A 17,984-nucleotide genomic window follows, 5' to 3' on the forward strand; every position below is an offset into this window, starting at 1 on the left:
CCCCGCCGCCCCGGGGGCAGGGCGCGGCCGGCTTCGTCCTACGCGTCCGCGAAGCGCAGGACGAAGCGGCGCTGCCAGGGCGTCTCCACCGCGCGCGGGTGGTAGTTCCGGCGGACGAACTCCACGGCCCGCGCCGCCGGGACCCCGTCCAGGACGGCCATGCACGCCAGGGCCGTGCCCGTCCGGCCGCGTCCGCCGCCGCAGGCGACCTCGACGCGTTCGTGCGCCGCCCGGGCCAGCGCCTCCGCGAACGCCTCCCGTGCCTGCCGGGCGTCCCGGGGGAGCCGGAAGTCGGGCCAGCGCACCCAGCGGGAGTCCCATGCGGTCGCCGGCGGTTCCTTGCCGAGCAGATGGACCGCGAAGGACGGGGCAGGTCCCGGGGGGAGGGGGTGGCACAGGCCGCGGCCGCGCACCAGGACGCCCGAGGGGAATCGCATGACCCCGGGGTCTGTCGGGTTCCAGTCGTCCGCCATGCGAACACCCTATCGGCGGCCGGGCGGTGGCCTCAGTCCTTGACGGGCGCCTGCTCCCGCAGCAGGCCGACGAAGGCGCGCATCCACGCCGGGTGGTCGGGCCAGGCCCGGGCGGAGACGAGGTTGCCGTCGACCACGGCCTCCGCGTCCACGAACGTGCCCCCTGCCAGACGCACCTCGGGCGCGCAGGCGGGATAGGCGGCGGTACGGCGGCCTTCGAGCACACCGGCCGCCGCCAGGGCGAGCGCGCCGTGGCAGATCTGCGCGACGGGCTTGTTCGCGGCTCGGGGACGGCCCGGCTATCCCTACCCGGCACCCCGCCCGCGGACGCTCACGCACCGCCGACGGCACCTCACCCCTGGCGGGCGGCCTCCCGCCGCGCCCGCCACTGCGGGGCCAGCACGGACCAGAGCTCCATGTCACTGCGGACGCCGCGGTGGGGGTAGCTCTCCCGCAGCACCCCTTCCCGCACCATGCCCAGGCGCTCGGCGACCTTGATGCTCTCGGCGTTGGCGGAGGACGCCTGCCACTCCACGCGGTGGATCCCGCGCTCGTCGACCGCCCAGTCGACGAGCACCCGGATGGCCCGTGTGACCAGCCCCCGGCCGACGGCCGACTCCTCCAGCCAGCAGCCGACCTCACACGTGCCGGCCGCGGCGTCGAAGGACCGGAAGAGAACGCCCCCGACGAGCGTGCCGTCCGCCCATATGCCGTGGAGGGACCCGCTGTCGGTGGCCTTCTTGTCCGCGTACGACTGCAGGAACGCCCTGGCGGAGGCCAGGTCGGTGGCCCGTTCCGGCAGCGGGATGTGACGGCCTATGTGGTCACGGGACCGGTCGATGTGGGCGAGGTACTCCTGCGCGTTCCACGGCTCCAGGGGCCGCAGTTCGGCATGGTCGTCACCCAGCGATTTCGCGAACATCTCACTCCTCGACGGCGTACACGTAGCGGTGTGGACAACTCCCCGAAGAATGATCATGTTCCCCGCGCCGTCGGCAGTCCGGCCAAAGAGTGGCACGAACACGTCAGGAAGGTGCGGAGGGGAGCCGTCCGCCGTACGGGAGTGCGAGAGTCCGCTGAGGCCCCCTCCCGGGGGCGCACCAGTGGACGAACAACTCGACGAAAGGACCCTTTCGTGGGGAAGAAGATCGCCACACTGCTCGCATCCGTCGCCCTCGGTGCCATGACGCTCGCCGGTCAGGCGAGCGCGGCGCCCGCTGGCCACAACGCCTCAGTGGCCACGGACCAGGCCGGCGGGGCGAGAACCAAGGCCGGCCAGACGCTCTACGCCCCGTCGGTCCTGGAGAGAGACCAGTCGGTGAGTTCCGACACCGCCCGCCTGGTCATGCAGTCCGACGGCAACCTCGTCGTCTACGACGAGTTCAACCGGGCCCGCTGGGCCTCGAACACCGTCAACCGCGGCTGGCGGGCCGCGTTCCAGGAGGACGGCAACTTCGTCGTCTACTCCCGCTCCGGCCGGGCCGTCTGGGCCTCCAACACCGCCGGCCACCCCGGCTCGCGGCTGGTCGTCCAGGACGACGGGAACGTCGTGATCTACGACGGCAGCCGTGCGATCTGGGCCACGGGCACGGATCACCTCCGCTGATCTTCCGCATCCGGCGCCCCGGCGGCCCGTGGCACGCGCCGCCGGGGCGCACTCCGGAACGCCGGAGCGACTTCCGGTGGCGGCGGCAGTACTGAAACCCCGCCGAGCGAGCAGACGTCAGAACATGACACGTCCACGGATCCTGATCGTCGGCGGCGGCTTCGCCGGAGTCGAGTGCGCCCGCCGCCTGGAACGCACGCTCACGTCCGACGAGGCGCTGATCACGCTCGTAGCGCCCTTCGACTACCAGCTCTACCTGCCCCTCCTGCCCCAGGTGGCCTCGGGCGTCCTCACCCCGCAGTCCGTGGCCGTCTCGCTCCGCCGCGGACTGCGCCGCACCCGCGTCATCCCCGGCGGAGCGATCGGCGTGGACGCCCGGGCCAAGGTCTGCGTCATACGGAAGATCACCGACGAGGTCGTCGACGAGCCGTACGACGTCATCGTGCTCGCACCGGGCAGCGTCACCCGCACCTTCGACATCCCCGGCCTCGCCGAGCACGCCCTCGGCATGAAGACCCTGGCCGAAGCCGCCTACCTCCGCGACCACGTCATCGCCCAGCTCGACCTGGCCGACGCGGCCACCGACGAGGCCGAACGCGCCTCCCGCCTGCGGTTCGTCGTGGTGGGCGGCGGCTACGCCGGCACCGAGACGGCCGCCTGCCTGCAGCGCCTCACCACGGCGGCGTGCAGGCGCTACCCCCGTCTGGACGCACGACAGATCACCTGGCACATCGTGGACCTGGCGCCCAAGCTCATGCCGGAACTCGGCGACAAACTGGGAGCCGCGGCGACGCGCACCCTGCGGCGGCGCGGCATCGAGATATCCCTGGGCGTCTCGGTCGCCAAGGTCGAACGGGAACGGGTCACCCTGACCAACGGCCGCGAGCTGCAGTGCCGGACCCTGCTGTGGACGGCGGGCGTGGCGGCCAGCCCCCTGGTCGGCACCCTGGGCGCGGAGACGGTGAAGGGCCGGCTCGCCGTCACCGACCGCATGACGCTTCCGGGCTACGACGGCGTCTTCGCGCTCGGCGACGCCGCGGCCGTGCCCGATGTCGCCAAGGGCGACGGCTCGGCCTGTCCGCCCACGGCACAGCACGCCCAACGCCAGGGCAAGGTGGTCGCGGACAACGTGGTGGCACACCTGCGCGGCGAGCCGCTGCGACCGTACGTGCACAAGGACCTCGGGCTGGTGGTGGACCTCGGCGGCAAGGACGCCGTCTCCAGGCCGCTGGGCGTCCAGCTGACCGGCCTCCCGGCGCAGGCGGTGGCCCGCGGCTATCACCTGATGGCGCTGCGCACCCAGGTCGCCAAGGTGCGGACGGTGACGAACTGGCTGTTGAACGCCGCGGCGGGCGACGACTACGTCCGTACCGGCTTCCAGAGCCGACGGCCCGCCACCCTGCGGGACTTCGAGTTCACCGACGCCTATCTCACGCCCGAGGAGATCCGCTCCCGGACCTCCTCGGCGGAGGGTCACGGGGACGTCTGACGACCGGCCGGGGACAGGCCGCAGGGTTCCGGCGCCGTCTCCTGCGCCGAAGTCCTCGGCATCCGGTCGCGGACGAGGCGGTGCTGCGCCAGGCAGGCGCCGGCGGTGAGCGTGCCGAACGCCGTCCAGCCGAGGGGGCCGGTGGCGACGGCCGCGGTGACGACCAGCGGGCCCAGGGCGCGCTGGGTCGCCTGGGCCAGGCCGTGGACGCCGAGGTAGGCGCCCTGGGCGTCCTCCGGGGCGAGGGCGACGGACAGCTCCCAGGAGACGGTGGCGTGGAGCATCTCGGCCAGGGTGACGGCGGTGGCCGCGAGGGTGAGGAAGACGGTGGCGAGCACGGCGCCGTGCGCGGCGGAGGCCGCCATGGCGATGCCGGCCGCCGCGAACGTCAGACACAGGGGGAGGAGGAGCGCGCGGGCCTTGGCCGTGGTGGCGCCGAACCGGGCCAGGGGCACCTGGAGGGCCACGACCAGCACGCTGTTGAGCACCAGCAGCAGAGGGACGAGGCCGTGCGGGGCGTCGGTGGCGCGGACGGCCCACAGCGGCAGGCCCACCCTGATGACGGAGTCGTCGAGGAAGAGCACCGCCTCGGTGGCCATGTACGTGAGGTAGGAGCGGTCGCGCCAGGGGCTCGCGGGTGTCGTCGAGGGCGTGGGGCCGGAGCCCTTGGCGACGGTGCGGGCGGGCGCGGAGGCCTCCGAGCAGCGCAGGGTGATGAGGGCGACCACGACGAAGGAGAGGGCGTCGCCGAGGAGCAGGTAGCGGTAGACGGCGGTCGTGCCGATGCCCAGCGCCGCCGCCGCGCCGAGGCCGCCTATGGCCCAGCCGGCGTTGGCGACCGTGCGGTTGACCGCCTGGTAGCGGACCCGCTCGCTGCCCGCGATGCGCGAACCGTAGAGCTTGGTCAGAACGCTCGCCCCGCGGTCGCCGAAGCCGCCGACCGCCGAACAGACCAGCAGCAGGGCGAAGTCGCCCGTGGTGAGCAGGCCGAGGGCGGCCACGGCGCGCAGGAGCTGGAAGGCGGCGAGCACGCGGGTGAGCGGCAGCCGGTCGGCCATGCGCCCGCCGAGCGGTGCTCCCGCGATGCCGGCGACGCCGGCGACGGCGACGAGGGTGCCGACCCGGCCCACGCCGAGGTGGGCGACGTAGGTGAAGTACAGCACTGACGTGGCGGCCCACAGGCCGCTGCCGACCCTGTCGACCAGAGCCACCCACAGCATCCGGCGCCCGTCCCGGCCTCCCGGCACGCGTGCTTCCACAGCGGCGATCCACCTGCGACCCGAGCTCACGGTCCCCCCGATTCTCTTGCCGACCAGTTATGTATTGATACATACTTGACTACGTGACAACACAATATGGGATCACCGGTACGACGGCCAAGGCCCTTTCCGCTTCAGTCGAACAGGCCGTGACCGACGGCAGGTTGGAACCCGGCGCGGCCCTCCCCCCGGTGCGCCGGCTCGCGGAGGACCTCGGGATCAGCCCCGGAACGGTCGCCACCGCCTACAAGGAACTGCGCGGGCGCGGCATCGTCGTCACCCGCGGACGCGGCGGTACGGTCGTGGCGCCCGCCCCCGCCGTGGCGTCCCGGCGCCCGCCCAAGGTGCCGGAAGGCCTGCGCGACCTGGCGGGCGGCCACCCCGACCCCGCGTTCCTGCCCGACCTGCTGCCGCCCGGCCGCCTGTCGCCCGGCGCCCGCTCCCACCGCTCGTCCCCCCGGCTGCCCCGCCTCGAGGAGGCCGTACGGCAATGGCTCGGGGCCGACGGCGTGCCAGTGGAGCACGTGACGTTCGCGCACGGAGCACTGGACCTGATCGGACGGCTGCTCTCCGTCGAGCTCCGGCCGGGCGACGCCGTGGCCATGGAGGACCCCGGCTACCACCATCTGCTCGACCTGATCACGGCGTTGGGTCTGCGCACGGTCCCCGTCGCGGTCGACGACGAGGGAATGCGCCCCGAGGCGCTGCGTGCCGTGCTGCGGACGGGGGTGCGGGCCGTCGTCTGCAGCCCCCGGGCGCAGAACCCGTACGGCGGCTGCCTCTCCGCCGCCCGCCGCGACGCGCTCGTGGCCGCCCTGCGTGAGGCGCCCGACGTCCTCGTGATCGAGAACGACCACGCCGGGAGCATCGCCGCGGCCCCCCTCCACACCCTCACCGCGGGCGGGCTCACCCGCTGGGCGCATGTGGCGACCGTGACGAAGTACCTGGGCACGGACCTGCGGTGGGCGGCGGCCGCCTGCGACGCGACGACGCTGGCCCGCCACGACGGACGGCTGCTGCTCACCTCCGGCTGGGTGAGTCATCTGCTGCAGGAGACGGTGCTCACCCTGATGACGGACGCCGGCACCCAGGCCCTGGTCCGGCGGGCACGGGAGGCGTACGACGAGCGCCGGCGCGCCCTGACCGCCGAGCTCGGGCGGCGCGGCATCGCCGCCCACGGCGTGAGCGGCATGAACGTATGGGTGCCGGTGCAGGACGAGTCGGCGGTGGTGAACGGGCTGCGGACGTACGGCTGGTGGGTCGCGGCCGGAGCGCGGTTCCGCATCGGGACCGCACCCGGAGTGCGGATCACCACCGCCGGCCTGTCGCCGGCCGACGCGCGACGGCTGGCCGGCGACTTCGCCGCCGTGCTGGGGGAGTCCCAGGCCACGTACGGGGGGTGAGGGCGGCCCGCCCCCGGTTCGGCGGAAGAGCGGAGGACCGTCAGGAGGTCGCCCCCAGCCCGTCGAGTAGACAGTGTCTACGCACACCTGGTAGACACTGTCCATGGACGATGAACCCTCCCTCCGCGACCGGCTGATCGACGTCGGAGTGGACCTCGTGATGACCGAGGGAAGCGCCGCACTGGGGCTCCGCGAGATCGCCCGCCGGGCAGGGGTCTCCCACGGGGCGCCACGGCGCTACTTCCCCACGCACCAGTCCCTGCTCTCCGCGATCGCCCGCCGCGGCTTCGCCGACCTCGCAGCACGCATCAAAGCCGCCACCGCACCCACACCCGACGGCGCCAGGACACCGCGCGAGCAGGTGCGGGCGATCGGACGGGAGTACGTCGGGTACGCGCTGGAGCACCGCGGCATGTTCGAGCTGATGTTCCGTCACGACCTGCTCGACAGCGAGAAGGAAGCGCCCCGGGACGAGAGGCCGGGCGCCGACGGGAACGACGCGGCGGACCGGCCCCGGCTGCGGGAGTCGACCCTGCCCATGTTCGAGGTCTTCGTCGGGCTCGTCGAGCGGTGCCGCCCGGAGCACGGCCCCGCGGGGCAGCCACCCGCCGTCACGGCCGCCGCCCTCTGGACGAACCTGCACGGCCTCGCCCAACTGTGGACGTGGGGCAGCCTCCCCCTCGCCCTCGGCACCACCACGCCCGGCGGCGACCACCTCGACCGGCTCGTCTCGGCGGTCCTGGACACCCACCTCGGCCCGGTGGACGCGTGAACGGGCCCGCACGGCGCCACCTGGCGCTCGCGGCCAGCGTGACCGGAGCGATGATCGTCGCCCTGGACGGCACGGTGCTGCTCATGGCGCAACCCGGCATGCAGCACGAACTCGGCGCCAGTGTGGCCCAGGTCCAGTGGACCAGCACCGGGTATCTGCTCGCCGTCGCGGCCCTCCTCGTCCTCGCCGGCCGGCTCGGCGACCGGTACGGGCACCCCCGGCTGCTGTTCACCGGCGTCCTCGGCTTCGCGGCCACCTCGGCCGGCATCGCGCTCGCGCCCTCCGTGGGCTGGGTCATCGGCCTGCGCGCCCTGCAGGGCGTCTTCGGCGCACTGCTGCAGCCGGCCACCCTCGCCCTGCTGAGACTGGCCTACCCCGCGGACCGGATCGGGACAGCGATCGCCCTCCGCACCAGCGCGATCGGAGTGGCCTCGGCGGCCGGCCCGCTCCTCGGCGGCGTCCTCGTCGCACACCTGGGCTGGCGCGCCGTGTTCTGGGTCAACGTCCCCGTCGCCCTCGTGATAGCCGCGCTCACCCTCGCCGTACGGGTGCCCACGCCCCCGGCCGCCGCGTCCCAGCGGCTCGACCTCCCGGGCGCCACCCTGCTCGCCGCCGCCCTCGCGGCCCTCGTCCACACCCTGGCCGGCGTGCCGGCGCACGGCTGGACCGCGGCGCCGACCCTGCTCGGGCTCGCCGTCACCACGGGCCTCGCGGCCGTACTCCTCGCGCACGAACGCCGCATCGACCACCCCATCGTGCCGCGCGCCGTGGCACGGTCCCTGCCGGTGACGGCGTCGATGGGCATCCTGCTGGTCACCACCGGCGGCATGTTCGGCGCCCTGTTCGTGGCGACCTTCGTCCTCCAGGACGTCCTCGGGCTCGACCCCCTCACCACCGGCCTGCGGGTCCTGCCGATGACCGCGCTCATGGTCCTCGGCGCGCCCCTCGCCGGCGCCGCGCTGCGCCGCTACGGCCCGCGCCGCACGGCGACCGCCGGCATCCTCCTCGTCGTCCTCGGCCTCACGGGCCTCTCCCGGCTCACCTCGGCCGGCACATGGACGGCCACCGGCGCCGCCTTCGCCGTCCTCGGCGCGGGCTTCGCCACCGTGATGGTCACCGCCACCGGGACCGTCGTCGGCGACGCGCCGGCGGGGTACGCCGGGGTCGTCGGCGGACTGAAGCAGACGGCCATGAACATCGGCCCGACCCTCGGCATCGCCGTCGCCTCGAGCATGATGCCGACGAGCGTGCCCACCGCCGGCCGCACGGCCGCCGACGCGCTCCGGTCCGCCCCGGAGACCGGCCCCACCGTGCTCGTCCTGGCAGCCCTCGCCGCCCTCGCCCTGCTGCCGGCGGCGCTGCTGCCGCACGGACGCCCGGAGAAGCGAACTGCCGTGGCCCCGGGCCGGGTCAGGCCGACTGAAGGCCGTCCCTGAGCCGGGCGAGGTCCTCGGCGTCCAGGCTGATCCCGAAGTCCTCCTCCAGCACCTGCCCGAGCTCGGCCGGCTCGATCTTCCGCTCGGTGGACGAACCGTCGGGGCGGAAGGTGGTCAAGGTCGTGGCGTCGAGCCGGTGGTGGTGGGTGGCGGTGAACCGCTGGGCGAACGGGCGCTTGACGAAGGGGGACCGGGGATGGGTGGAGACGTAGTGGCTGCCCACCACATAGTCGATCGTGTACTGCGGATTGAGGGTGAAGGTGTGCCGGTCCAGCCAGCCATCGGCCTTGAGCTGGTACAGCCACCAGTCGTCGATGCCGAAGACGCCCGGGCGGCGCTCCAGCCGGAACTTCCAGCCCTCGTAGTCCACCTCGGTGCCGTCCGCGAGCTCGATCGGCTCCAGCGGCCCGCAGCCGAATCCGACGTCGCACAGCCACAGCCGCTCGTCGTCGGCGGCCGTCACGGCCAGCAACGCGTGGGTGGCGGGCAGGATCTTGTCCGCGCCGAGCGTCACCCGCCCGCTCATGGCGCTGAACTCGAAGCCCAGCCGCTCGAGGACGGCGGCGAACAGCACGACGTGCTCGAAGCAGTAGCCGCCGCGGCCGCCGCGCACCAGCTTGTCCTGGACGGACTCGACGTCCAGCAGGACCGGAACGCCCAGGACGGCGTTGAGGTTCTCGAAGGGTATGGAGGTGACGTGCCCCCGGTGCAGGGCACGCAGCACGTCCAGGGTCGGGGCCCGCTCGCCGTGGTATCCGATGTGGTCCAGATAGGCGTCGAGATCCAGCAGGTCGCCGTTCCAGTCGTGCGTGCGGTCCGTCTGCATCGTGGTTCCTCGCTTCTCGATCGTTGCGGACACGACCGTATGCGAAGCACCGCAGCCGGGGCCTCTGCCCGGAGACCGTGCGGACCTCGACCTTTGGACCTAGGGCTTCGAACCGAGACCGTCTGAGCCCCGTACGCGCCGCGGCCTCACCCCGCCCCGGGCCCGAACCGGCGCTGGTACGCCGACGGAGTCAGGCCGGTCCCGCGCCGCATCAGCGTACGCAAGTGGGTGGCGGTGCCGAGCCCGCTGCGCCGCGCGACCACCTCGAACCGCGACTCGCCGCGCTCGATCAACCGGCAGGCCAGAGCGAGCCGTTCCCCCGTCAGCCACGCCAACGGGGTCGTTCCCAGCTGCGCCCGGAAGCGACGGTGCAGCGTCGCCGGACTGACCGCCGCACGCGCCGCGAGGGCGGGCACCGTGAGCGGCGAGTCCAGCCGCTCCTGGGCCCAGGCCAGGACGGGCGCCAGCGACTCGTCCGGGAGGTCGGGCACGGGACGCTCCACGAACTGGCGCTGCCCACCGTCCCGGTGCGCCGCGAAGACCAGCCGCCGGCTGACGGAGTTGGCTATCTCGGCCCCGAAATCACGGCGGACGACATGCAGCCCGAGGTCGAGCGCGGCCGCGCTCCCGGCGGCGGTGAGGATGTCCCCGTCGTCCACGAACAGCACGTCCGACTCGAGCCGGACGGAGGGGAAGCGGGCCCGGAAGTCGTCCGCCCACTGCCAGTGCGCGGTGGCCCGGCGCCCGTCGAGGACCCCGGCCTCGGCCAGCGTGAAGGCGCCGCTGCAGAAGCCGACCAGGCGCGCACCGCGCGCGTGCGCCCGCCGGATCGCCTCGAGCACCGACCGGCGGCGGGGCACCTCGACGTCGGGGCGGTTGGGGACGATCAACGTGTCCGCCGCCTCGGCCGCCTCGAGACCTGCGACTCCGGTGAGCGTGAAGAAGCCGTCCCGCATCAGGGTGCGGGGCTCGGGGGAGCACAGCACGAAGTCGTACAGCTCACGGCCGATCTCCGGCCTGCGCAGCCCGAAGACCTCGGTCGCGCAGCCGAGCTCGAAGGGGTTCGAGTTCTCGTCCACGATCACGACGACCCGGTGTACGCCCGCCGTGCGGTCCGGTTGCGAGGATTGTTGCGTCATATGCGATTCCTAGCACTCACACCGGCCGGGAGCACCGGCGGAGGATGAGCCCATGAGCAACGAACCCATCCTCCTGGACAAGGCCCTGGCCTCCTTCGACGCCCTGTGGAGCCCTCGCATCGTCACGCGCGTCAACGACTACGACGTCCGCGTCACCAAGGTCCAGGGAGAGCACATCTGGCACGTCCACGACGACACCGACGAGTTCTTCATGGTCCTCGACGGCGAGCTGCGCATCTCCCTGCGCGAGCCCGCCGGGGAGCGCACGGTCCTGCTGCCCCGGGGCGCGGTGTTCACCGTCCCCCGGGGCACGGAGCACAAGCCGTCCGCCCCCTCCGGCGCGGCGATCCTGCTGTTCGAGCCGAGCGGGACGCCCACGGTGGGGGACCGCCACGACGAGGTTCCGGACCACGTCGACGCGACGACCGGGCACCTACTCGGTTCCTGATCGGAGTCCTGCCGTGCGACGCGGAGCGGAAACAGGCGACGGATTCCGGGGTCCGGCCCGTACCTCCATGCCCGGAAGGCCTTGATTCAGGGGCAGCCCGAGGTGATCTTCCGGAAGTTGCGGTAGTGGTCGGCGGTGTACCAGACGGTGCGGGTGCCCGGGTCGCGGACGAGGCGTTCGGCGTCGCGGTGCCGGCCCGGTGGGCGGGGGGTGACGTCGTATTCGCGGTAGTGGCCGGTCGCGGGGAGGTGGCCGCTGAGGTTGCGGTGGATGTTGCCGCCGCGGATGACGAGGGCGGAGCGGGCCACGGGGTAGTCGTGCGCCCGGTCCGAGGCCGGCCAGTTCAGGCCCTTCCAGATGCCGCAGGCGTTCTTGACCTGGGCGGGGAATCGTTCGACCGGCAGCGGCGGATCGATGACGTCGGCCGGGCGGACCGCGGCAGTGGCCGTGGGCGCGCCGGGTGCGGGGGACAAGGCGACGGCCGACAGGAGCAGGGCGGCGGCCGTGACATGCCGAGTGCTACGAAATGTGGTCATACTCCCATCAACGGTGACGAAGCCTACGGGATACGCAAAAAGATGCCGTCGGTGATCTTCACCTCACCAGGCGAGGACCACCGACGGCATCCATGGGTCAGACGGAGATCAGGAACGCTGCTGGCGGGCCTGCTCGTCCCGCTCGGCGTTCTTCTCCTTGATGCGCACCGCTTCCTTGCGGACCTCGGCCTGCGTGGCGCGCTCGCGCTGCAGCCACTCGGGCTGCTCCTGCTTCAGGGCCTCGATCTGCTCCGTGGTGAGGGCCTCCGTGACTCCGCCACGGGCCAGGCCCGCGATGGAGACGCCCAGCTTCGCCGCGACCACGGGCCGGGGGTGCGGACCGTTGCGTCGCAGCTCCTGGAGCCACTCGGGCGGGTCGGTCTGCAGCGCGTTCAGCTCGGTGCGCGAGACGACACCCTCCTGGAACTCGGCGGGGGTGGCCTCGAGGTACACACCCAGCTTCTTCGCCGCGGTCGCGGGCTTCATCGTCTGGGTGGTCTTGTGCGACGTCATGGTGTCAAGAGTATCGAGCGTGTGAGCTACCTCTGACCACGACCGGTAACCTAGGGGAGTGACAGGCTCGGAAGATTCCCCTACGTTCCGGCTCGCGTATGTCCCGGGAGTGACGCCCACGAAGTGGGTGCGGATCTGGAACGAGCGGCTGCCCGACGTCCCACTGACCCTCATCGGCGTTTCCGCCGCCGAGGCGTGCGACGTGCTGCGCGCCGCCGGGGCCGACGCGGGCTTCATCCGGCTGCCGGCCGACCGCAGGGACCTCAGCGCGATCCCCCTGTACACCGAGACGACGGTGGTCGTCATCCCGAAGGACCACGTCGTGGCGGCGGTCGACGAGGTGTCCGCCGAGGACCTGGCCGACGAGCTCGTGCTGCATCCCCTCGACGACACCCTGGAGTGGGAGCGTCCGCCGGGACGCCCCGCGCTCGAGCGCCCTGCCACGACCGCGGACGCCATCGAGCTGGTGGCGGCGGGAGTGGGACTCCTCGTCGTCCCGCAGTCGCTCGCCCGCCTGCACCACCGCAAGGACCTCACCTACCGGCCGCTCTCCGACGTCCCCCAGTCGCGCGTCGCGCTGTCGTGGCCGGAGGAGGAAACCACCGATCTGGTGGAGCAGTTCATCGGGATCGTCCGCGGGCGCACCGTCAACAGCACACGGGGCCGGCCCCAGGCCCAGGCGCAGCCGAAGAGCAAGCGCCCCGAGGCGCGCGGCGCGCAGCGCAAGCCCGCGGCCGGCAAGTCGACGGGGAAGTCGGGCGGCAAGAGCCCCCGGAGCGGCTCGGGCGGCGCCAAGGGAACCAAGGGCGGCAAGACCGCCCATCGCGGCAAGCCCCGCCGCCGGCCGTAGCGGTCCCAGCCCCGCGGGCCGTCCCCCCCCCCCGCGGCCATCGGCCCGGTCAGTCCCGGGGGCCGATCACCCGCCCCTCCTCCGTCACGGTGATGGCCCCCGCCGGGCAGGAATCGGCCGCGTCGAGGACCGTCTCGTCGGGCGCGCTCTCGCCGCCGCCCAGCGGCCGGGAGCGCTCGCCGTCCAGGACGAACGACGAGGCGGCCAGGGACGTGCAGATGCCCGAGCCCATGCACCGGCCGCGGTCCACCGTCACCCGCCAGGCCATCGCTCACCACCCCACCGGCATCGAGCGGGGCCCGCGCACCAGCATCTGCGTCTTCCAGACGATGTCCCCGGCCACATGAAGGCCCGGCATCCGCAGCACGAGGGCCCGTAGGGCCTCCTGGAGCTCGACCCGGGCGAGGGGTGCGCCGAGGCAGTGGTGGACGCCGTGGCCGAAGCCCAGGTGCTGGTTGCCCTCCCGGTCGAGGTCGAGGGCGTCGGGGTCCGGGAAGCGCAGCACGTCGCGGTTGGCGGAGCCCACCGACACCAGGACCGGCTCGCCCGACCGCACCAGCGTGCCGCCCACCTCGATGTCCTCCGTCGCGTAGCGGGCCATGGACGCGGCCATGCCCAAGGGGACGAAGCGCAGCAGCTCCTCGACCGCGGCGGGGACGAGCCCGGGGTCCTTGTGCAGCCGCGCCAGCTCCTCGGGATGCTCCAGGAGGGTCCACACGAAATTGGGGACCTGGGTGGCGGTGGTCTCATGGCCCGCGACCAGGACGGCCACGCACAGGTCGATCAGCTCCAGCTCCGAGAGCCGGTCGTCCTGGTCGCGGGCCCCGATCAGGGCGGTCATCAGGTCGTCCGCGGGCCGGGCGCGGCGCTCGGCGATCAGCCCCGCCATGTACGCGCGCAACTCCTCCCGGCTCGCGTCCGCTTCCTCGGCCGTGAGCGAGCTGGTGGACAGCGCGTCGTCGCTCCACTTGCGGAAGAGGGGCCGGTCCGCCTCGGGCACCCCGAGGAGCCGGCAGATCACGGAGACGGGGATGGGCAGCGCGTAGTCCTCGACCAGATCGGCGGGCGGGCCGGCGGCGACCATGTCGTCCAGCAGGCTCTCGGCCAGGGCGCGGATGCCGGGCCGCAGCCGCTCCACCCGCTGCACGGTGAACGCCTTCGTCACCAGTGTGCGCAGTCGGGTGTGGTCGGGAGGGTCCATGGTGAGGATGCCGGTGGTGTTCCGGGCGGCCGACTGGCGGGGTTCGTCGTGCTCGACGCAGGCTGCGCGGCTGAACCTGCGGTCGCCCAGGACGAGCCTGGCGTCCGCGTAGCGGGTCACGAGCCAGGCGGGCTCGCCGTAGGGCAGCCGGACGCGTCGCAGCCCCTCGCCGCGGCGCGTCTTGTCGTACTCCTCGGACAGGTCCAGGCCGGTCGGCTCGTTGAACGGATAGGCGGCGGGCTCGCTGTGGGAGGTGGACATCAGGACCCCTTGTTCCCTCGCGTAGGCAGTAGGTCTCGCGCCGGTGCGGGCGGCACATGTAAGCACCTGCTTACAACGACCGTAGGACGGGGTAGAAAGGACGTCAACGGGCCCTGGCCCGTAGGGGTTTCGAACGCCCGGGCGGGCCGGTCGGCGCTTGAGGAGGAACGGGATGACCACGGAAAAAACGGTGCGCCGACGTGACGCCGAGGCCACCCGCCAGTCCTTGATCGAGGCGGCGGCCGGGCTGTTCGCCGAACGCGGCTACGACCGGACGACCGTGCGCGCCATCGCCGACCGCGCCGGCGTCAACCAGGCCCTGCTCTTCCGCTACTTCGGGTCGAAGACCGCTCTCTTCGGCGAAGTGGTGGCACAGGACGGCCGCCGGCAGCTGCGCGAGACACCGGCCGAGCGACTGCTGGAGACCGCCTTGCGCAATCTGCTCGCCCCGGGCGGCACCCCGCCCGGGGACCGCTCGCTGGAGGTCTTCCTCCGCTCGGTCGGAGGAGACGACGAGGCCGCGCGGACCAGCCGGCTCCTGACCGAGGAGTACGCCGACGTCCTGGCCGGGCTCACCGACGCGGACGACGCCGAACTGCGCTCCGCCCTGGTCCTGGCCTGGCTGCTCGGCATAGGGCTGACCCGGGTCGTGGTGCGCCAGGAGCCGCTGGCCGGCGCCGACCCGGAGCATGTGTGCCGGCTGATGCTGGACGCGGCCCGGACGCTCCTGGAGCGACTGCCGTGACGGATTCGGCTACGGCTGCGGCACCGGCACGGACGCGTGGACCCGGTGCAGGTGCACCACGACGTCGAAGGCGCGGCCCAGCGCGAGCGGCGGGGTCGGCTGGTTGGGGTACCGCCCGGGGATGACGAACGTCGGGCGTGCCGTGTTCAGCCATCCGCCGACCGTCCGATCGCGGCCGGCCGCGCGCAGGTCGACGTAGAAGTCGCGGTAGCGCACCTGGTCGAGGGTGTACTCGTTGCTGCCGGGCGCGGCCGGGCCGACGCTGTACGTGCCCGCCTCGCCCGTCGCCGTCTTGGCGCGGTAGTCGCCGCCGTTCAGCGAGGTGCCGACGGCGAGGTATGCACGGCCGACAAGTTCGCGCAGGTCGGCGCCCATCGTGACCGGGTAGTGGTCGGGCACCGCGGACTCGTAGGCGACGTGACCGTTGTGACCCGAGACCACGATCCGCTCGCCGGTCTGCCGCTGCCACCACACGGCGGTCTCCGCCATGGTCCGGTCGCGGTAGCGGCTCGCGGCCTTCGCCTGAGCCGGGTCGCTCCAGTCGACGGTGTACTCCTTGGCCATGTGCGAGAGGATCCGGGCCTCCTGCAGCACCCAGGGATCCTGCTTCCCGGCCTTGGCCAGCAGCTGGTACGCGGCCTCCGCGTCCTTCGCGATCGCCTTCCGCTCGGCGAGCGGAAGGGCGTTGTACGCCGCCATGCGCGCGGCGACCTGGGTGGGCAGGGCGCGCAGTGCGGCGTAGTGGCGGCGGAGTTCGGGTGCGAGAGCGGGCTCGTTGCCCTCCGCCCAGGTGAGGATGCGGTTGTACTGCTCCGGATCGGCGTCGGAGAAGTCCAGGCCCACGACCCGGACCTGATGCGGGCCGGTGCGATTGTGCTCGCGCATCCAGCTGAACATCCGCGCCAGTTCGTCCGTGTTCAGCAGGGAGTACCCGTCCTGGAACTCGTCGCGCATGATCTGCCGGACGTCGCCCTTGCCGGTGCTGAGGTAGGTGTTGAGCCGGGTGGCCGCCGACCAGCTGATCTCCATGGCGTAGGCGGAGAAGCCCTCCCGCTTCACCAGCTCCCGGAACAGCCGGTCCTTCACGGTGAACAGTTCCTTTGAGCCGTGCGAGGCCTCGCCGAATCCGACGATGCTCGCCCCCCGCGTCATCGAGGCGAACGCGGCCAGGTCGCCCCCGGGCCCACCGGGCTCGGCGGTGCGCAACGGATGCGCGTACCGCTGCAGTCCGGCCACCACCTCACGGTCCTGGGGCGAGGCCGAAGCCGCAGGGGCGGGGGCGGCGGGCGCGCCGGCCGCTGTCGCGGTGGCGGCGGCCGGGCCCAGGAGGGCCGCCAGAGCGAGCGCCACGGCCACGGGACGGCGTATGGATACGTGTGTCATGCAGGAAGTTATACAGGGGCCCCCGGGGCGGCGGTCCCGCCCGCCCGCGACCGGTCCTCCCTACCGCGCGTAGGAACCGATGCCCACCAGGCAGTAGACGACCGAGCTGATGGTCCGCCCGCCCAGCGTCGTCCGGGAGGAGAAGGAGTACTGGGTCTCGGAGTCGTCCCGGCACCGGGACAGCTCGGTCGTCCCGTGATACGCCTGGATGACCCGGTAGTGCGCGTCGGACGACGAGCAGGCGACGACGTCGACGTTCTTCACCTTCACCGGGGTCGTCGAGTCGGGCAGGGTCCCGTTGAGGCACGTCCCGGTGGTGTAGGGGGCCGGCGGGGCGGCGGTCGGGTAGGTGCTCGCCGGTCCGGAACGGCCGTCGCCGTAGGGGGGATCGAGGGAGCCGGGAGTTCTGCCGACCGGTCCGGGGGTGGCCGTGGCGGACCCGGCGGGGGACGGGGCCGTGGTGGCGGCACCCGGGCGGCCCGCTGTCGACGGGGTGGAATCGTCGCGCTGGGTCAGCAGGACGACGGCGGCCAGGACGGCGAGCACCCCGAGGACGAGCAACGGCTTGGCCGCCGGTCCGCCGAGGAAGGACGGCCGCCCGGCGCCCGGTGCCCGGGCCGGCGTGCCGTGAAGGCGGATCCGGAGGATCGTCTCGCCTTTGTCGGTGGAGACCCTGATGAGACTGCCGTCCTGCACCGGTGGAATGCGGACGTTCACCGTCCCCCTGGGGAGGGCGACGGCTCTGGTGACTCCAGAGGCCGCCTCTTCAGGGGTCAGCCAGAGGGTGACTTCCGTGGGCATCGCTCGCTCCGTAAGGCTTGAGGGCTACGAAACCTACGCGCGCGCAATGAAGCACGAATGAAACCGGAGTTGGGGCGCTAGGCGGAGGAATGGAATCCGCAAAAGCGCCGGTCGGCGGCGGTGCGCTGCCGTGTGGAATGGATCATAGGAAGTCGTGTGAGGGCCTGATAAGTTCCCGCCTGACCATCAAGGGGGGACTGGTCCAACTGGGGACCCCTTTGCCTTTTTGCATGTCACGAGGGGGATTTGTTTCGCATGCTCGGTAAGAAGACCGCGATTCGCGTGACCGTGGCCGCAACCACCATGGCCACCCTGGGCATTGCCGTTCCGCAGACCGCCATGGCCGTCTCCGGCGACGCGCCGAAGGCGCCGGCCACGGTCGGCTCGGTCCAGTTCGCCCCCAAGGCATCGGCGAAGACGAAGAGCATCGTCGCCGCAGCCCCCCAGGCCGCCGCGGCGGCCGGAAACGTCTGCGGCGCCGACTACAACCAGTCGGTGTACGCCGAGCGCCTGCCGTCCGCGACCGCCCGGTACGCGACGCTGTACCTGTGGACCAACGGCAAGGAGAGCGGCCCCTCGTACTACGACAAGCCGATCTGCGCCGTCCTGTGGAACGACACGGGTGCCAAGCAGTACATGGGCATCCGGCTCAAGGACAACTACACCGACACCCCGCACACGGAGAACTTCGGCACTTTCTCCACTTACGCGGGCCCCGTTTACCAGAACCGCGGCTGGTGCGGCGAGGTGTACTCGTACATGAAGAAGGGCGGCAGCGTCGTCATCGACACCGTCCGTGGCGTCGGGTCCTGCAACTAACAGCCCGTCTTGTCGACTGTCGTA

Annotated in this window: 20 protein-coding genes and 1 pseudogene; 9 read left to right on the forward strand and 12 right to left on the reverse strand. The window is 72.7% G+C overall.

What is annotated here, in order from left to right:
- Window positions 1–38: 38 nt before the first annotated feature.
- The 3 genes and pseudogenes from ACIGXW_RS04360 to ACIGXW_RS04370 all read right to left on the reverse strand — a co-directional run bounded on the left by ACIGXW_RS04360 (window position 39) and on the right by ACIGXW_RS04370 (window position 1,395).
- A complete protein-coding gene (locus tag ACIGXW_RS04360; protein ID WP_071966441.1) occupies window positions 39–473 on the reverse strand; it encodes a protein-tyrosine phosphatase family protein in 435 nt (144 codons plus the stop codon).
- A gap of 32 nt (window positions 474–505) precedes the next feature.
- Window positions 506–754, reverse strand: a pseudogene (locus ACIGXW_RS04365) (DJ-1/PfpI family protein); the annotation flags it as partial.
- A 71-nt stretch (window positions 755–825) separates the two neighbouring features.
- Window positions 826–1,395, reverse strand: a complete 570-nt coding sequence (locus ACIGXW_RS04370; RefSeq protein ID WP_399569650.1) for a GNAT family N-acetyltransferase — start codon at window positions 1,393–1,395, stop codon at window positions 826–828.
- A 213-nt stretch (window positions 1,396–1,608) separates the two neighbouring features.
- Between ACIGXW_RS04370 and ACIGXW_RS04375 the strand changes: the two genes are divergently transcribed.
- Together ACIGXW_RS04375 and ACIGXW_RS04380 are read left to right on the forward strand one after the other, a co-directional pair.
- Window positions 1,609–2,079, forward strand: a complete 471-nt coding sequence (locus tag ACIGXW_RS04375; protein ID WP_399569653.1) for a hypothetical protein — start codon at window positions 1,609–1,611, stop codon at window positions 2,077–2,079.
- A gap of 124 nt (window positions 2,080–2,203) precedes the next feature.
- Window positions 2,204–3,568, forward strand: a complete 1,365-nt coding sequence (locus ACIGXW_RS04380) for an NAD(P)/FAD-dependent oxidoreductase (protein WP_399569655.1) — start codon at window positions 2,204–2,206, stop codon at window positions 3,566–3,568.
- Here the strand turns inward: ACIGXW_RS04380 and ACIGXW_RS04385 are convergent.
- Window positions 3,553–4,815 (reverse strand): MFS transporter, encoded by a 1,263-nt coding sequence (locus tag ACIGXW_RS04385; protein ID WP_399569657.1) that lies wholly within the window; start codon window positions 4,813–4,815, stop codon window positions 3,553–3,555. The two genes, ACIGXW_RS04380 and ACIGXW_RS04385, sit on opposite strands and share 16 nt — an antisense overlap.
- 95 nt (window positions 4,816–4,910) lie before the next feature.
- On the opposite strand from ACIGXW_RS04385, the gene ACIGXW_RS04390 reads away from it, so the two are divergent.
- The 3 genes from ACIGXW_RS04390 to ACIGXW_RS04400 all read left to right on the forward strand — a co-directional run bounded on the left by ACIGXW_RS04390 (window position 4,911) and on the right by ACIGXW_RS04400 (window position 8,438).
- Window positions 4,911–6,230 carry an aminotransferase class I/II-fold pyridoxal phosphate-dependent enzyme gene (locus tag ACIGXW_RS04390; RefSeq protein WP_399569660.1) on the forward strand — a complete coding sequence of 440 codons (1,320 nt, stop codon included), beginning with the start codon at window positions 4,911–4,913 and terminating at the stop codon, window positions 6,228–6,230.
- A 103-nt stretch (window positions 6,231–6,333) separates the two neighbouring features.
- Window positions 6,334–7,002, forward strand: a complete 669-nt coding sequence (locus tag ACIGXW_RS04395) for a TetR/AcrR family transcriptional regulator (protein WP_399569662.1) — start codon at window positions 6,334–6,336, stop codon at window positions 7,000–7,002.
- A gap of 50 nt (window positions 7,003–7,052) precedes the next feature.
- Entirely contained in the window at window positions 7,053–8,438 is a 1,386-nt protein-coding gene (locus tag ACIGXW_RS04400; protein WP_399570815.1) for an MFS transporter, read from the forward strand.
- On the opposite strand, the gene ACIGXW_RS04405 is transcribed toward ACIGXW_RS04400, so the two are convergent.
- Window positions 8,413–9,264, reverse strand: a complete 852-nt coding sequence (locus ACIGXW_RS04405; RefSeq protein WP_399570817.1) for an arylamine N-acetyltransferase — start codon at window positions 9,262–9,264, stop codon at window positions 8,413–8,415. The two genes, ACIGXW_RS04400 and ACIGXW_RS04405, sit on opposite strands and share 26 nt — an antisense overlap.
- 146 nt (window positions 9,265–9,410) lie before the next feature.
- Window positions 9,411–10,403, reverse strand: a complete 993-nt coding sequence (locus ACIGXW_RS04410) for a GlxA family transcriptional regulator (protein ID WP_399569665.1) — start codon at window positions 10,401–10,403, stop codon at window positions 9,411–9,413.
- A gap of 52 nt (window positions 10,404–10,455) precedes the next feature.
- Here ACIGXW_RS04410 and ACIGXW_RS04415 point away from each other — a divergent pair, with 52 nt between their 5' ends.
- Window positions 10,456–10,851, forward strand: coding sequence for a cupin domain-containing protein (locus ACIGXW_RS04415; protein ID WP_399569667.1), 396 nt, complete (start codon window positions 10,456–10,458; stop codon window positions 10,849–10,851).
- A gap of 86 nt (window positions 10,852–10,937) precedes the next feature.
- Here ACIGXW_RS04415 and ACIGXW_RS04420 read toward each other — a convergent pair whose 3' ends face one another.
- Window positions 10,938–11,387 (reverse strand): ribonuclease domain-containing protein, encoded by a 450-nt coding sequence (locus tag ACIGXW_RS04420; RefSeq protein ID WP_399569669.1) that lies wholly within the window; start codon window positions 11,385–11,387, stop codon window positions 10,938–10,940.
- 108 nt (window positions 11,388–11,495) lie between these two features.
- Entirely contained in the window at window positions 11,496–11,900 is a 405-nt protein-coding gene (locus ACIGXW_RS04425) for a DUF5997 family protein (protein ID WP_071966454.1), read from the reverse strand.
- A gap of 58 nt (window positions 11,901–11,958) precedes the next feature.
- On the opposite strand from ACIGXW_RS04425, the gene ACIGXW_RS04430 reads away from it, so the two are divergent.
- On the forward strand, window positions 11,959–12,750 hold the full coding sequence (locus ACIGXW_RS04430) for a LysR family substrate-binding domain-containing protein (RefSeq protein ID WP_399569671.1): 792 nt from the start codon (window positions 11,959–11,961) through the stop codon (window positions 12,748–12,750).
- Between the two features lie 49 nt (window positions 12,751–12,799).
- Here the strand turns inward: ACIGXW_RS04430 and ACIGXW_RS04435 are convergent, their stop codons facing one another.
- Window positions 12,800–13,018, reverse strand: coding sequence for a ferredoxin (locus ACIGXW_RS04435; protein ID WP_071966456.1), 219 nt, complete (start codon window positions 13,016–13,018; stop codon window positions 12,800–12,802).
- A gap of 3 nt (window positions 13,019–13,021) precedes the next feature.
- Window positions 13,022–14,212 (reverse strand): cytochrome P450, encoded by a 1,191-nt coding sequence (locus ACIGXW_RS04440; protein ID WP_399569673.1) that lies wholly within the window; start codon window positions 14,210–14,212, stop codon window positions 13,022–13,024.
- Window positions 14,213–14,384: 172 nt separating this feature from the next.
- Between ACIGXW_RS04440 and ACIGXW_RS04445 the strand changes: the two genes are divergently transcribed.
- A complete protein-coding gene (locus tag ACIGXW_RS04445; protein WP_399569675.1) occupies window positions 14,385–14,957 on the forward strand; it encodes a TetR family transcriptional regulator in 573 nt (190 codons plus the stop codon).
- A gap of 9 nt (window positions 14,958–14,966) precedes the next feature.
- Here the strand turns inward: ACIGXW_RS04445 and ACIGXW_RS04450 are convergent, their stop codons facing one another.
- Both ACIGXW_RS04450 and ACIGXW_RS04455 read right to left on the reverse strand, forming a co-directional pair.
- Window positions 14,967–16,340: an erythromycin esterase family protein gene (locus tag ACIGXW_RS04450; protein ID WP_399569677.1), complete on the reverse strand. Its 1,374-nt coding sequence runs from the start codon at window positions 16,338–16,340 to the stop codon at window positions 14,967–14,969.
- A 60-nt stretch (window positions 16,341–16,400) separates the two neighbouring features.
- Window positions 16,401–17,141, reverse strand: a complete 741-nt coding sequence (locus ACIGXW_RS04455; RefSeq protein WP_399569680.1) for a hypothetical protein — start codon at window positions 17,139–17,141, stop codon at window positions 16,401–16,403.
- Between the two features lie 282 nt (window positions 17,142–17,423).
- On the opposite strand from ACIGXW_RS04455, the gene ACIGXW_RS04460 reads away from it, so the two are divergent.
- On the forward strand, window positions 17,424–17,960 hold the full coding sequence (locus tag ACIGXW_RS04460) for a hypothetical protein (RefSeq protein WP_399569682.1): 537 nt from the start codon (window positions 17,424–17,426) through the stop codon (window positions 17,958–17,960).
- The last annotated feature ends 24 nt before the right edge of the window (window positions 17,961–17,984 follow it).

This window comes from Streptomyces sp. NPDC053079 (genome assembly GCF_044546695.1).
Lineage (GTDB): Bacteria > Actinomycetota > Actinomycetes > Streptomycetales > Streptomycetaceae > Streptomyces.